General features: G+C 64.6%; 16 protein-coding genes. 9 read left to right on the forward strand and 7 right to left on the reverse strand.

The window, feature by feature from the left end:
* Positions 1 to 183: 183 nt before the first annotated feature.
* The 6 genes from AB7532_RS22885 (at position 184) to AB7532_RS22910 (ending at position 5,747) form a co-directional block, all read left to right on the forward strand.
* Positions 184 to 1,170: an ABC transporter ATP-binding protein gene (locus AB7532_RS22885; RefSeq protein ID WP_441236964.1), complete on the forward strand. Its 987-nt coding sequence runs from the start codon at positions 184 to 186 to the stop codon at positions 1,168 to 1,170.
* A gap of 42 nt (positions 1,171 to 1,212) precedes the next feature.
* Positions 1,213 to 2,502: an ABC transporter substrate-binding protein gene (locus tag AB7532_RS22890; RefSeq protein ID WP_441236965.1), complete on the forward strand. Its 1,290-nt coding sequence runs from the start codon at positions 1,213 to 1,215 to the stop codon at positions 2,500 to 2,502.
* Between the two features lie 4 nt (positions 2,503 to 2,506).
* Positions 2,507 to 3,466 carry an ABC transporter permease gene (locus AB7532_RS22895; RefSeq protein ID WP_441236966.1) on the forward strand — a complete coding sequence of 320 codons (960 nt, stop codon included), beginning with the start codon at positions 2,507 to 2,509 and terminating at the stop codon, positions 3,464 to 3,466.
* Positions 3,467 to 3,469: 3 nt separating this feature from the next.
* A complete protein-coding gene (locus AB7532_RS22900) occupies positions 3,470 to 4,348 on the forward strand; it encodes an ABC transporter permease (RefSeq protein ID WP_441236967.1) in 879 nt (292 codons plus the stop codon).
* Between the two features lie 5 nt (positions 4,349 to 4,353).
* A complete protein-coding gene (locus tag AB7532_RS22905) occupies positions 4,354 to 5,085 on the forward strand; it encodes an aspartate/glutamate racemase family protein (RefSeq protein WP_441236968.1) in 732 nt (243 codons plus the stop codon).
* A gap of 170 nt (positions 5,086 to 5,255) precedes the next feature.
* Positions 5,256 to 5,747 carry a hypothetical protein gene (locus tag AB7532_RS22910; protein WP_441236969.1) on the forward strand — a complete coding sequence of 164 codons (492 nt, stop codon included), beginning with the start codon at positions 5,256 to 5,258 and terminating at the stop codon, positions 5,745 to 5,747.
* Positions 5,748 to 5,984: 237 nt separating this feature from the next.
* On the opposite strand, the gene AB7532_RS22915 is transcribed toward AB7532_RS22910, so the two are convergent.
* Positions 5,985 to 6,365 (reverse strand): hypothetical protein, encoded by a 381-nt coding sequence (locus AB7532_RS22915; protein ID WP_441236970.1) that lies wholly within the window; start codon positions 6,363 to 6,365, stop codon positions 5,985 to 5,987.
* Positions 6,366 to 6,468: 103 nt separating this feature from the next.
* Entirely contained in the window at positions 6,469 to 6,774 is a 306-nt protein-coding gene (locus AB7532_RS22920; protein WP_441236971.1) for a hypothetical protein, read from the reverse strand.
* A 96-nt stretch (positions 6,775 to 6,870) separates the two neighbouring features.
* On the opposite strand from AB7532_RS22920, the gene AB7532_RS22925 reads away from it, so the two are divergent.
* Together AB7532_RS22925 and AB7532_RS22930 are read left to right on the forward strand one after the other, a co-directional pair.
* Positions 6,871 to 7,101: a hypothetical protein gene (locus AB7532_RS22925; RefSeq protein WP_441236972.1), complete on the forward strand. Its 231-nt coding sequence runs from the start codon at positions 6,871 to 6,873 to the stop codon at positions 7,099 to 7,101.
* Positions 7,098 to 7,262 (forward strand): hypothetical protein, encoded by a 165-nt coding sequence (locus AB7532_RS22930; RefSeq protein ID WP_441236973.1) that lies wholly within the window; start codon positions 7,098 to 7,100, stop codon positions 7,260 to 7,262. The genes AB7532_RS22925 and AB7532_RS22930 overlap by 4 nt, the downstream gene beginning before the upstream one ends.
* 22 nt (positions 7,263 to 7,284) lie before the next feature.
* Here the strand turns inward: AB7532_RS22930 and AB7532_RS22935 are convergent, their stop codons facing one another.
* The 3 genes from AB7532_RS22935 to AB7532_RS22945 all read right to left on the reverse strand — a co-directional run bounded on the left by AB7532_RS22935 (position 7,285) and on the right by AB7532_RS22945 (position 10,050).
* Entirely contained in the window at positions 7,285 to 8,925 is a 1,641-nt protein-coding gene (locus AB7532_RS22935; RefSeq protein WP_441236974.1) for a PAS-domain containing protein, read from the reverse strand.
* 178 nt (positions 8,926 to 9,103) lie between these two features.
* Entirely contained in the window at positions 9,104 to 9,634 is a 531-nt protein-coding gene (locus AB7532_RS22940; protein WP_441236975.1) for a gamma carbonic anhydrase family protein, read from the reverse strand.
* A gap of 86 nt (positions 9,635 to 9,720) precedes the next feature.
* Entirely contained in the window at positions 9,721 to 10,050 is a 330-nt protein-coding gene (locus tag AB7532_RS22945; RefSeq protein ID WP_441236976.1) for a DUF6949 family protein, read from the reverse strand.
* A 222-nt stretch (positions 10,051 to 10,272) separates the two neighbouring features.
* Here AB7532_RS22945 and AB7532_RS22950 point away from each other — a divergent pair, with 222 nt between their 5' ends.
* Complete coding sequence (locus AB7532_RS22950) at positions 10,273 to 10,980, forward strand: hypothetical protein (protein WP_441236977.1); 708 nt, start codon at positions 10,273 to 10,275, stop codon at positions 10,978 to 10,980.
* 189 nt (positions 10,981 to 11,169) lie between these two features.
* On the opposite strand, the gene AB7532_RS22955 is transcribed toward AB7532_RS22950, so the two are convergent.
* Positions 11,170 to 12,339: an aminotransferase class V-fold PLP-dependent enzyme gene (locus AB7532_RS22955; protein ID WP_441236978.1), complete on the reverse strand. Its 1,170-nt coding sequence runs from the start codon at positions 12,337 to 12,339 to the stop codon at positions 11,170 to 11,172.
* A gap of 24 nt (positions 12,340 to 12,363) precedes the next feature.
* Positions 12,364 to 13,665 carry a serine hydroxymethyltransferase gene (glyA, locus tag AB7532_RS22960; protein ID WP_441236979.1) on the reverse strand — a complete coding sequence of 434 codons (1,302 nt, stop codon included), beginning with the start codon at positions 13,663 to 13,665 and terminating at the stop codon, positions 12,364 to 12,366.
* Position 13,666: the final 1 nt, after the last annotated feature.

Genomic DNA, 13,666 nt, shown 5'->3' on the forward strand with positions numbered 1-13,666 from the left:
CTTTATACAATCTGCGCCCGTTTTGTGTGCAGCCAGGCAGGCGGGCGATGAAACAGCCCACAGGCCCGGATTCGATCTAACGATCTGACTCTGCTGCACAGTTCTGAAATTCAACCGGCCAAGGGCGGTTGGCACGGACCTTGCGGAGAGACGGGGGAGCATCGCCCCTCCCTTGGACACGCCATGGCCACTCCCGCTGCCCTCGAACTGGTCGCCGTCACCAAGCGCTACGACACGACGCTGGCGGTCGACACCGTCAATTTGAAGATCCCGGCCGGCACCTATTGCTGCCTGCTCGGCCCCTCCGGCTGCGGCAAGACCTCGACCTTGCGGATGATCGCCGGCCACGAGGCCGTCAGCGAAGGCGACATCATCCTCGGTGCGCAGAACGTCACCGATCTGCCGCCGGCCGAACGCGGCACGGCGATGATGTTCCAGTCCTACGCGCTGTTTCCGCATCTGACCGTGCTCGACAACGTGGCGTTTGCCCTGAAAATGCGCGGGGTCGACAAGGCGACACGGCACAAGCGGGCCGGCGAACTCCTGGAGCTCGTGGCCATGAGCCCCTATGCGAGCCGCCTCCCCGCCCAGCTCTCCGGGGGCCAGCAGCAGCGCGTCGCGCTCGCACGCGCGCTGATCACCGAGCCGCAGATCCTGCTGCTCGACGAACCGCTCTCCGCGCTCGACCCGTTCCTGCGGGTGAGGATGCGCGGCGAGTTGAAGCGTCTTCAGCGCGAGCTCGGCATCAGCTTCATCCAGGTCACCCACGGCCAGGAAGAGGCGATGGCGCTCGCCGACCACATCGTGGTGATGAACCAGGGCCGGATCGAGCAGCAGGGCAGCGCCCGCGACATCTTCCACCATCCCCGCACCGAATTCGTGGCGCGCTTCATCGGCGGCCACAACGTCCTCAGCGACGCCGGCAAGCTCATCGCCGTGCGCGCCGATCAGCTCGGCATCGTGCCGTTCGTTGACGGCGCGTACGGTGCGCCAGCGCTGCTGACCCAGACCGAGTACCAGGGCGCCTACATCGCCGTCTCGCTCACGCTCGACGACGGCACCGCCCTGTTCTCCCACCTCCCCGAGGCCGCCTTCGACGTCCACCCGTTCCGTCCGGGCGATCGCGTGCTGGCCACCTGGGATCCCGCCAAGGCGCAACGCCTGCAATAGCGCCGATCAATCAGTGGAATGCGCAACAGAGGAGTGACTGATATGACCGAGACCATCAGGACGAAGGGCGTCAGCCGCCGGACGCTGCTCAAGGGCACCGCGGGTCTCGCGGGCCTTGCCGCCGGCTCCGGCGCCATCACCGGCTTTCCCTATGTGAAGTCGGCCGAGACGAAAGTGCTGCGCTATCTCGGCACCGCCGTGAACGAAGGCGACGACATCTCGAAGCAGTGCCTGAAGGACACCGGCATCAAGATCGAATACATCACCGCGACCACCGACGACGTCACCAAGCGCGTGATGACCCAGCCGAACTCCTTCGACGTGCTGGACACCGAATATTTCTCGCTGAAGAAGATCGTGCCGTCGGGCAACATCCTTGCCCTCGACGCCAGGAAGATCAAGGAATTCGACAACATCACGCCCGTCTTCACCAAGGGCGAGACGCCCGGCGGCAAGAAGATCGGCGGCCAGGGCACCGCACCCTGGAAGGTGCTCTATCTCGAAGGCAAGGACTCCAAGAAGTTCGCGACGTCGGCGACCGAATTCGTCACGCTGATCCCGACCGTCTACAACGCCGACACGCTCGGCATCCGCCCCGACATCATCAAGCGCCCGATCAGCTCCTGGGCCGAGCTGCTCAACCCCGAGTTCAAGGGCAAGGCCTCGATCCTCAACATTCCCTCGATCGGCATCATGGATGCCGCGATGGTCGTGGAAGCCTCCGGCAAGTACAAATATGCCGACAAGGGCAACATGACCAAGGAAGAAATCGATCTCACCATGAAGGTGATGACCGAGGCGAAGAAGGCCGGCCAGTTCCGCGCGTTCTGGAAAGACTTCAACGAGAGCGTAAACCTGATGGCATCAGGGGAAACCGTCATTCAGTCGATGTGGTCGCCGGCCGTGACGAAGGTGCGCTCGATGGGCATCCCCTGCACCTTCCAGCCGCTCAAGGAAGGCTATCGCTCCTGGGCCTCCGGCTTCTGCGTCTCCAAGGGCGTGTCGGGTGCGAAGCTCGAATGGGCCTACGAGTTCGTCAACTGGTTCCTGTCCGGCTATGCCGGCGCCTATCTCAATCGCCAGGGCTACTACTCCGCCGTGCTTTCGACCGCGAAGGCGCACATGCAGCCCTACGAATGGGCGTACTGGATGGAGGGCAAGGCGGCCGAGAAGGACATCAAGGCGCCCGACGGCTCGCTGCTGGAGAAGGCAGGCTCCGTGCGTGACGGCGGCTCCTACGAGGACCGCATGGGCGGCGTCGCTTGCTGGAACGCGGTGATGGACGAGAACGACTACATGGTCCGCAAGTGGAACGAGTTCATCGCGGCGTAAATCGATGGACACGTCAGAGGACATCCTGCAACAGGCATCCCCGGGATTGATCCCGGGGTCGGGCACAGCGCGCGCCGCAAAGCCGACGCGGCTGTCTCCGTCCTTCATCTCCTGGCTCCAGGCCGGGCCGATGATGCTGGTGTTCCTCGCCTTCTTCCTCATCCCGCTGGTGTTCGTCGTCATCGTCTCGTTCTGGGACTACAACGAATATCAATTGCTGCCGGCCTTCTCCGGCCGCGGCTATACCGACACGTTCGAGGGCTGCATCGCGCAGCTTCCCGATCTCTGCACCATCGCCAAGACCTATCTGAAGACGCTGAAGCTCTGCTTTCTGGTCTGGGTGATCACGCTGTTCATCGGCTTCTGGGTCGCCTACTTCCTCGCTTTCCACGTCAAGTCCAAGACCTGGCAGATGGGATTGTCGCTGCTCTGCACGATCCCGTTCTGGACCTCCAACGTCATCCGCATGATCGCCTGGATTCCGCTGCTCGGGCGCAACGGCCTCGTCAACTCGGGCCTGGTGAAGACGGGGCTGATCAACCACCCCGTTGAATGGCTGCTGTTCTCCGAATTCTCGGTGGTGCTGGCGCTGGTCCACCTCTTCACCTTCTTCATGGTGGTGCCGATCTTCAATTCGATGATACGCATCGACAAGTCGCTGATCGAGGCCGCCTATGACGCCGGCGCCACCGGTTTCCAGACGCTGGTCAACGTCATCATTCCGCTCGCCAAGCCCGGCATCGTGATCGGCTCGATCTTCGTCATCACCATCGTGATGGGCGATTTCATCACCATCGGCGTGATGGGCGGCCAGCAGATCGCGGCCGCCGGCAAGATCATCGAGACACGGGTGAATGCGTTGCAATTCCCTGCGGCTGCGGCCAACGCCGTGATCCTGCTCGTCATCACCTTTCTGATCATCACCATGATGTCGCGTATCGTCGACATCAAGAAGGAACTCTAGGGCATGAAGGAAGGACGTCCGCGCTCGTTCTACGTGCTCGCGATCTTCTTCGCGGCCTACACGCTGTTTCTCTACGGCCCGATGATCGCGATCTACGTGCTGTCGTTCCAGGGGCCGCAGGGCGGCCTCACCTTCCCGATGAACGGTGTGTCGACCTTCTGGATCGCAAAACTGTTCCAGGGCACCGGCATCGTCGATCTCGGCGCGGCCTTCCGCCGCTCGCTGTTGCTCGGCATCATCGTGATGATCGTCACCGTGGTGCTGTCGGTTGCCGCCGGCATGGCCTTCCGCCGAAAATTCAGGGCGCAAAGCATTTTGTTCTACTCGGCGATCGCAAGTCTCATCGTGCCCTCGATCATCACCTCGCTCGGTATCTCGCTCGAGTTTCGCATCATCGACGATTTGATCAAGGCGCACGTGAACGAGAATTTCGAGACGTCGATGGGCCTGCTCACCTCCGGCCTCGGCGCGCATCTGACCTGGACGCTGCCATTCGGCCTGCTCATCATGTTCGCGATCTTCAACCGCTTCGACCCGCGCCTCGAAGAAGCCGCACGCGATCTCGGCGCGACACCATGGCAAACGTTCCGTCATGTCGTGCTGCCGATCATCCTGCCCTCGGTGATCGGCATCGGCCTGTTCGGCTTCACGCTGTCCTGGGACGAGCTTGCCCGCTCCAGCCAGGCAATCGGCGCGGTGAATACGCTGCCGCTCGATCTGCAGGGCCTCACCACGACCGTGACGAACCCTGACATCTACGCGCTCGGCACCGTGATCTCGGCCGTCTCGTTCACGGTGATCGCGCTTGCGCTCGGCACCATCCACGTGCTCAACAAGCGGCAGGCGGCCAAGGGCTCGGACGCCGGCCAGGGACTCGTCTGATCGCGATGCGACTGCACGTCGTCAATCCCAACACCACCGCGTCGATGACGGCGAAGATCGCCGCTGCGGCGCGTCGCGTCGCGCTGCCCGATACGGTGATCGATGCGCGTCAGCCGACGATGGGCCCGGTCTCGATCGAGGGATTTTACGACGAGGCCTTCGCCGTCCCCGGCATGCTCGGCTGCATCCGCGAGGCCGATCGCGATGGCGCGGATGCGCACATCATCGCCTGTTTCGACGACACCGGCCTGGATGCCGCACGCGCCGCCGCGAAAGCGCCGGTGATCGGCATCGGCGAAGCCGGCTTTCACGTGGCGAGCCTGATCGCCGCGCGCTTTGCCGTGGTAACGACGCTCGGCGTCTCCATCGTACCGATCGAACATAATCTGAAGAAGTACGGCCTCGCCGAGCGCTGTGCCCGCGTCCGCGCGGCCGAAGTCCCGGTGCTCGCGCTCGAGGAGCGCAACGCTGACGCGCTCGCAAAAATCTCCGCGGAGATCACCGCCGCAATCCGCGACGACCGCGCCGAGGCCATCGTTCTCGGTTGCGCCGGCATGGCTGACCTCGCGGCCGAACTCGCCGCCACACACGGCCTGCCCGTGGTCGATGGCGTCGCCGCCGCGGTGACGCTGGCAGAATCAGTGGTGCGGCTGGGACTGACAACATCCCGGCTCGGGCCCTACGCAGCGCCGCGCCCGAAGACCTATTCCGGCCCGTTTGCGCAATTTCAGCTCTGAGTTCGGCCACTTGGCCAAGAAGCAAGGGGTAAAACCCGATTTTTTGAGGCTCAGCCTCTTTTTGGTCCCAATTGTTGCCGAACAGTAACACTTTCGGGACGTCCCGGCTGCCCAGAAGGGGTCGCCGTTCTTCGCCACTCACCAAGTTTCAATTTGGGCTTTGTCAGCGAATGATCGATCTCGCACAGGACTCACCGTCCAACCCTCTCCTTCGCCTCGGCGCCCAGCCTATCGCGCTGACCGCGGCGGCACTTCTGCTCCTCATCGCCGGCGTGACCTCAATCGCGATCTGGCGCGCCTATACCGGCGCAGCCCCCGAGCCCGACCGGGTGGTGGCATCGCGGCAGCTCCAGGCTCGTACCGCGCAAGCCTCCGAGCAACTGGTCGAGAAGACCAAGGGGATCGAGGCGACCCAGCAGGAATCGATCGACCAGCTCCAGGTCGTGCAGGACCAGCTCCAGACCATGAAGCGGTTGATGGCGGCACAGCAGGCCGACACCAAGCGCCTGTCCGAGCAGGTCACGTCGCTGAACGAGTCGATCGACAATCTCCGGCAGTCCTTTGCGAGCGCCAAGGCCACCGAGGTCGAGACGCCCTCGGTTACCCGCAGGAAACCGGTGCGGCATCGCGTTGCCAGCGCGCGCAAACGTTCGCGCGGCTGAACGGGTTACCGCCGCGCCCGGCTTTAATTTGTCGACTTGTGAACTGGATCACATTCGCCCGTATGATTCCGCGCGATGCTCGCCACTACCGGATGGCGTGAGCCGATTTCAATGTCCGGGGCTGGCAAGGTCGTTGACGGTATACTGCGTCAACGGCCTTGTTTTTTAGTGGGCTAACCAGAGCCCCGCTCCGATGAGATCGGCGCGGGGCTCTGGTTTTAGCAGGCGGTTGCGACGCTATTCGCAGACATCCACGCGGCGGTATCGCCAACCCGAAGGCGTCATCACGCGCTTCCGCACGACGTAGCAGCCGCCATATCCACCGTCATCGTAGCCGGTACCATAGTAATAGGGGCCGCCGTAACCATAGCCGTAGCCGTAGCCGCCGTAGTAGCCGGCACCGGCGAGACCTGCCCCGATCGCGACGCCGGGCCAGAAGCCTCCGCCATGCCAGTGGCCGCCATGACCCCAGCCACCACCACCATGACCCCAACCGCCACCACCGTGACCCCAACCGCCACCACCGTGACCACCGTGTCCGCCCGCCTGTGCCGCCTGCGGCACCGACAGGGCGACCGCCACAACGGCCAGCGCCGTCAACATCATCTTCCGTAACATCACTCGATCCTCCGCATGGACACGCTCCACGCTTCAAAGCAGGACCAAGCTAACCTCACACAGGCATTCCTGACAGTCTTCCTGCCTCACTTCCGCGCGAGCATCAGCAGCCGCGGCAGATGCTCTTGAGCTTCTTGTCGAGCATTCGGTTCTCGGCACTGACGGCGGCATCGCCGGACCCGCCTGTGCCAGTGCCGGTGGTTGCGCCAGAACCTCCGCCGGATGACTGCGCCGTGCCGAGGCTGTTGGTGCCGGGCGGCGACGATGGAGAGCCGGCGACGCCTCCGCTCGATCCGCCGGAGCCGGCCGTGCCGCCGGTCGCCTGTGCGAACGATACGGCCGGCATGGCCGCGAGACTGAGGATCACGATCAACGTCTTCGTCGAAATGGTTGCTGGCGATGTGGCCATCGGAAATGCTCCCTTTGGTGGTCAACGGTCCTGACCAGGACCCGTTCCGGAACAAATGCCGTCACATCAGCTTGAAGCAGGGAGGCAGCCACGATCATGCGCAAACTGATCGCGTTCGACGAGGACAGTTTCGACAAGCTGAAGCAATTAGGGCGCGACAGGATGGCGACGTTTCAGGAGCTTGCGGACGAAGCCTTCGCCGACCTCCTGAAGAAGCACGGCATCCCCATCGATCTCAGGGACGCGCTGCGCAAGAGCGCAAAGCTCGACCGAGAAACGAGCAAGGCGACCGCGCATCCCAAAACCAGAAAGGCAAAGTCACGATGACCGATCGCGATCCTTTTACAGAGGGCGAACGCGCCGCGCGCGACAACATCCCGGCCGGGGCTAATCCTTACCAGGACGGCAGCGACGAGCATGCGCTGTGGTCGGCGGGCCACGAGAAGGTCGCAGGCGCGATGGAAGCGCGCGAATCCGAGGGGAGCTGACGCCTCGATAAGACCGCCGGCGCTACGCCACCATCTTCTCGGTCCGGTCCTCGACCATGGTGACGAACATGTGGGACTCTTCGCCGGCGCCGCCGATCTGGACGCGGCGGGCGGAGATCACGCGGCGCCCGCGCGTGGGATTGTCGATGGTATCGATGATCGGTTCGAGCTGCTGCTCCTGCGCCAGAAGCTGCTGATCGCGCCGCTCGATCAATTCCGCCGCTTCCGGCGAGAACAGTTCCCGCGCCGTCTTGCCGATGATCTCGCCACGCGACATGCCGATCATCTTCTCCGCCGCCTTGTTGACGAAGACGTAGCGCTGGTTGCGCGCATCCTTGGCGATGATGCCTTCGGCGACGTTCTCGATGATGGTGGCGAGGAAGCGCTCCATCCGTTCCAGGATGCGTTCGCGCTGCCGCAGCTCGGTGACGTCCTCCTGCACCGACACCCAGCCGCCGCCGTCCATCGGACGCTCGTAGATCCTGATGATGCGACCGTCGTTCAAGGTCATTTCCGAGGTCGCCGGCTCGCGCCTGGCAATCCGGTCGAGCACCGCCGCGAGAAGTTTATCGATGTCGCCGCTGAACAAGCCACTCGCGACCCGGTGCCGAAAGATGTCCTCGAGCGTCGATCCGGCCTGAATCGTCTCGGGCAGATTGTAGATCTGCCGGTAGTGACCGTTCATCGCGACCACGTTGGCCTTGCCGTCGAGCATGATCAGGCCCTGCGGCATGCTGTTGATCGCCGCCGAGAGCTGCCACTTCTTGGCCTGGTACTTGTCGTTGAACTTGTCGCGCTCGGTCATCGCGGCGTCGCGCGCCTGCGCGGTGCCGAGTTCGAGCTCCTCCAGCTCGAAGATGCGCGCCACCGCGTCGCGGAAGTGCTGCACGGCGCGTGCCAGGTGCCCGATCTCGTCGTTGCGGCCGAGATGCGGCACCTTGCTCTTGACGTCGCCATCGGCGATCCGGTCGGTCGCCTGTGTGATCTCGGCCAGCGCTCCGACCACCGAACCGCGCATGACGACGACGTTGAGGCCTGCGAGAATGAGGGCCGCGAGGCCGAGCGCGAACAGATAGGCCGCGGCATAGCGGTTCTCGTTGGCGAGGTCATCGGCCTCGCGGGCGCGCTGCCTGTAGATCCGCTCGAGCGCTTCGAGATCGCTGTTGAGCTTGCTGCGCAGCGTGCGGTTGGCGTCGTTGTCGCCCCATTCGCGCGCCGCCGCCGAGCTGATCTCGACCCCTCGCCGCACCAGTTCCTGACGAAACTCGATGAACTGCGCAATGCGCTGGCGGAAGCTGGCGAACAGCACGGCGTCGTCGTCGCCGACGGTCTGCTCCATGCCCTTCACGACGTCGGCGAGCTCGCGATTGCGTCGCACCAGCCCGTCGGCGAATTGCTTCATCGCACCGCGCTCACCCGACATGTAGATGCCGCGCGATTCCATCACGATGGCATAGATCAGCGCATTGATGCGCCCGACATTGATCGCGGCCCCGGCGGAGGTGGCATGCATGTGGCGATAGGTCGTCTGCAACCGCACCGTCTGGATCGACATCACGAGCAGGAAGGTGGTGACGATCGCCAGGAAGCCGGCGATGCTGTAGACCTTCTCCGCAACGCTCAGCGTATCCGCACCGCGGAGAAAGCGGACGAGCTTCTTCAAGAATTGCGATCCTGCATCGAGCCGTGACCCGAGCGCCCCGGCGTCCATGGCGCCGCTCCTCCTGGTTGAAAACAACCGAGAATAGGCGCAACCGCGCTAGCGGAGGATTAAAGGACCCGCCGGTATTTGTACGGAACGGAACCCTGGCGCGCGGGCCGGAGACGGCCCGCAGCCGTTCTCAGCCGATCCTCTTCAGGCCCGTCCTGAAGCGCGGACCATTGGCCTGGTAGGACCTCGCCGCTCCCCCCATTTTCTGTACCTGGGCGTCGTCGAGCGTGCGGATCACGCGCGCGGGCGAGCCGATGATCAGCGAACGTTCGGGAAACTCCTTGCCCTCGGTGATGACCGAGCCGGCACCGACGATGCTGTTGCGGCCGATCTTGGCGCCATTCATCACGATCGAGCCCATGCCGATCAGCGCGCCTTCCCCGATCGTGCAGCCATGCAGGATGACGTTGTGGCCGACGGTGCAGTTCTTGCCGATGACCATGGGAAAGCCGGGGTCGGTATGGCAGGTCGAGCCGTCCTGCACATTGGCGCCCTCGCCGACCTCGATCCATTCGTTGTCGCCACGCAGCACCGCGCCGAACCAGACGCTGGCGCCCGGTTTCAGGCGCACGCGGCCGATCACGGTGGCGGTCTCAGCGATGAAGTAATTTCCGTCCGAGGGAAGATCGGGCCCCTGCCCGTCGAGCTCGTAGATCGCCATGGGGGTCTCCTGTCACGCCAAGACTGGCATAGCGAAACGGGAGCGACGTGGCAAAGGGCTGCCGCAACGGGCAGCCCTGCAAGGCGTCAGCCGATCACGCCGGTCGCGCGCAGCGTCATCAGGAAGAAGGTGCCGCTCATCATGCTCCAGAAGCCGGCGATGACGGTCGCCATCATCACGAATTCGAGGCGGCGGGCTTCCACCCGCACACCGCGCAGCGTGTTGCGCATGATGATGAAGGGCGCCGCGAACACCAGGAAGGGAACCGCGGCGAACGTCATCGGCGCCACGCCGTCCTGCAACAGACCGAACCCGGCCGGCCGCTGCGCGACCGCCTGGTATCCGCTGACGAGGGCGCCCGCGAGCGCGAAACCGAGGCAGATCGAGAAGAGAGAGTTGAAAGCTTCAGGTGACATCGGAACGGTCCGCCCTTACGCAACGCCGGAGCCTTCCTGTGACAAACAGGGCGGGTTAACGCTACATTATCCTTAAGGGAAGGTTAACGGCGGCAACCGGTCCGCGCAGGGCCCTCCCCCGTCCCGGCAGCCGGGAACGGCTGCGCGAATGCGCCGCCGCATGGCATATTCGCCGCTGATTCGTCGGCCACCGGCCGACCTCCGGTTCGACCAGCGCAACGCATGACGATGTTTTCGGCAACCTCCCCTCGTTCCTCCCGGACGCACCCACGGGCCCATGTCGTCCCGATGGTGCTCGGCGGCATTGCTGCGGTGGGCGCGGTCGTGCTGGTCGCCTATCTGCTGTGGCCGACCTGGGGCTCGGGTGGCGCGAATGCGCCGGACAGGCTGCCGGTGAGCGTCGGCGGCACGCTGTTCAACCTGCCGGTGACCGCGATCCGGATGAAGATCCAGCGGCATTCCGGGCCGCAGGAACGCATCGACCTCGACTTCCTCTATCCCTCGCTGGAGCCGCCGGGCGCACCGAAGCACGTCACGGCCGATGCGGTGGAGACGACGATGCAGCCGATCGACCGCATCTTCCTGTCGATCTCGGCACACCACGATGCGCTCGCGCCCGAGCAGCGAACGGCCACGATCTATCCGCGCTATCTCGACCAGGCCGCCGCCATGCCGCAGGACGGGCTGACGATGCGGATGTTCCGCGCCGAGACCCCTTACGGCAGCGAGGATCTCTATACGGCCGCAACGCCCGCGCTGACCGCGCGCTGCACGCGCGATGCGGCCACACCAGGCATGTGCCTCTCCGAACGCCGCGTCGGCGGCGCCGACCTCACCTTCCGCTTTCCGCGCAGCTGGCTGTCGCAATGGCGCGACGTGGCCGAGGCGCTGGACCGGCTGACGGCGCAGTTGCGCGGGCCGAAGGGCTGAGCGCAACCTGTTGCCCGGCTCTGAGGAACGGGCTTCCAACAAAACTTCGAAAACAACCCCATGCACAGTAGCCAGGCCCCGGCGCGACTTCGTATTTTTCGAAGTCGATTTGACCCGTCGGGCAAAACAGGGCTATGATGTGATCATGGGGAGTTCCTGAAGCCTTCCCACCACAGGCCGTCACGCCCTTCAGGCAGCCGCTCCCTTGCGTGCCGGCACGCTGCCCCGCTCGGCGATCACCTCTGCAAGCCGGTCGACATCCTCGGCCATGTTGAACAGGCCGAACGACACGCGGATGCCGTCGCGCTCCGGGGACACGCGGACGTTACGGCTGGCGAGATAGCCGGCCCAATCGTCCGCAGGCAGATCCAGCACGTAGATGTGCGGCGAGCGATCGGCGCGCGCACGCGGACCGACAAGGCGAATGCCGTGATCATCCATGCGCTCGATCAGGCGGTCGCCGAGATCGTAAAGATGCGCTTCGATGGCGGACAGGCCGACGCTCTCGATCAGCGTGAGCGAGGCGTCGAGCGCGTGGATGTCGGGAAGATTGAGGTTGCCGATCTCGAACCGCCCTGCATCCGCCTTCGGCATCATGTTGTCGGCGCGCGCGATGTAGTCGCCCGGAGGATGCGCGAGGCTCGACATCGCGAGATAGGCCGGCTGCAGTTCGTCGAGGCCCTGCCGGCAGTAGAGGATACCGAGGCCCTGCGGCACCAGCAGCCCCTTGTGACAGCCGGCCCCGATCAGGCTTGCGCCGCTCGCGACCGCATCGAGCGGGACCACACCGATCGACTGCATTGCGTCGATGACGAAATAGAGCCCGTTGTGCGCACAGAATGCGCCGATGCCGTCGATGTCGAAACGGTGTCCGGCATGAAAGGTGACATGGGAGAGCGAGATCGCGCGCGTGCGGGCATCGATGTGAGGCGCGAACATCTCGGCGCGCGCCGTCTCGCCGGTCAGCGGCACGAAGCGAACCTCGACGCCCTTGCGTCGAAGGTTGAGAAACGCATAGGCGTTGTTGGGATGGTCGCCTTCGACGAGAAGCACATTGTCGCCCGCCGTGAGCGGCAATGCATTGGCAGCAATGTTCATGCCCTCGGAGGTGTTCTTGGTGAAGGCGATCTCGGCCGGCGCGGCATTGAGCAGCTTCGCCGCGCGGGCCCGGACCCGTTCGACCCGATCGAGCCAGACCGGCTTGGGCCCGCCGAACTCGCTGCCTTCCCTGTAAAAGCCGAGCAGCGCCTCGCGAACGCTTGTGGCGAGCGGCGTCTGGTGAGCGGAATCGAGATAGAGCAAGCGCTCGGTCACGGGAAACTGGCTGCGGACCGCAGCAACGTCGTAGGGGCGGTTCATGATCAATGGCTCTCGCGTGCAGGATCAATCGACGAAGGACGGAATTGGGTGGGCGTCGGCCAGATCCTTCAGCCTGCGCAGCCGCGCGGCATCGACAGCAGCGCTTGGCCCCGCACGCAGGATCTCCGCAACCTCGCGGCCGAGTGTCCTCGCCTCGGCGAGGTCGAAGCCGCGGATCGTCAATGCGACGCTGCCGAACCGGAACGCGGTGCGTGGTTGGCCGTCTTGCCCCGGCGCGCGCATGGCGTTGCCGATCACACCATAAGCGCCGAGCACCGCGACCAATTCCGGCTGCGTCCAGCTCTCGCCGGTGTAGGCCATGATCATGTGCGAGTCCGTGCCGCCGGTGTAGAGCCCGATGCCGCCCTCCTCCAGGCCGGCACCGAACGCCTTTGCATTGGCGACGACGTCACGCATGAGCTGCGCAAAGGCCGGACGGGTGATCATCTCCATCTGCACGGCCCGCGCCGCGATCATGTTCGAGGCTGCGGGGCCTTGCAGGCCGGGATAGACGGCGGCGTCGATCGCGGCGCCGAAGCGCTCCTTCGCAAAGACGAAGGCGCCGTTGCGCGGTCCGCACAAAGTCTTCTGCGTCGAACTGGTGGACACGTCGGAGAATGGGACCGGATTGGCATGGAGGCCGGCCGCGATGAGACCGGCGACATGGGCAATGTCGGTGAAGAGCAGCGCATCGACCTCGTCGGCGATGGTCTTCAATCCCGCGAAGTCGATCTCGCGCGGATACGAGGACGGGCCCGCGAGCAGAACATGCGGCCGCGTCTTGCGTGCGAGGTCGCGGGCCTGGTCCAGGTCCACCGCACCGGTGCGGGTGACGCCAAACGAAACCACCTCGCGGTTGGCGCCCGTGATGTGGCGCATCGCACCATGGCTGACATGACCGCCGGCGAGTTCGTCGAGTGTCAGCAGCCGCGCGCCATCAGGCGGCAGGATCGCGCGCAGGACGGCGACGTTGGCGATGGTCGAGGACAGCGCCTGCACGTTGACGTATTCGGCGCCGAAGATCGACTTGGCCCTGTCAATCGCGAGGTTCTCGATCGCGTCGAGCTCCTCGCAATTGGCGACGCTGCGGCGGCCGGGCAGCCCCATCGGCGCGCGGTTGACCAGATGTGTCCCCTCGATCTGGCGCAGGCCGAGCGGCGCATAGGAGGCGGACGCGATCATGTTGAGGGACAGCGCCTCCCTCTTGCGATCCTGATCGATCAGCGCGACGACGTCAGCGCCAACCTGATGGGCATCGGCACCGAAGAAGCTGTGCCAGTTGATTTCGGTCGAATGGGTTTGGGCGGCGCCCGTTGAAACTGACATG

It is taken from the genome of Bradyrhizobium sp. 930_D9_N1_4, assembly GCF_052076015.1.
GTDB lineage: Bacteria > Pseudomonadota > Alphaproteobacteria > Rhizobiales > Xanthobacteraceae > Bradyrhizobium.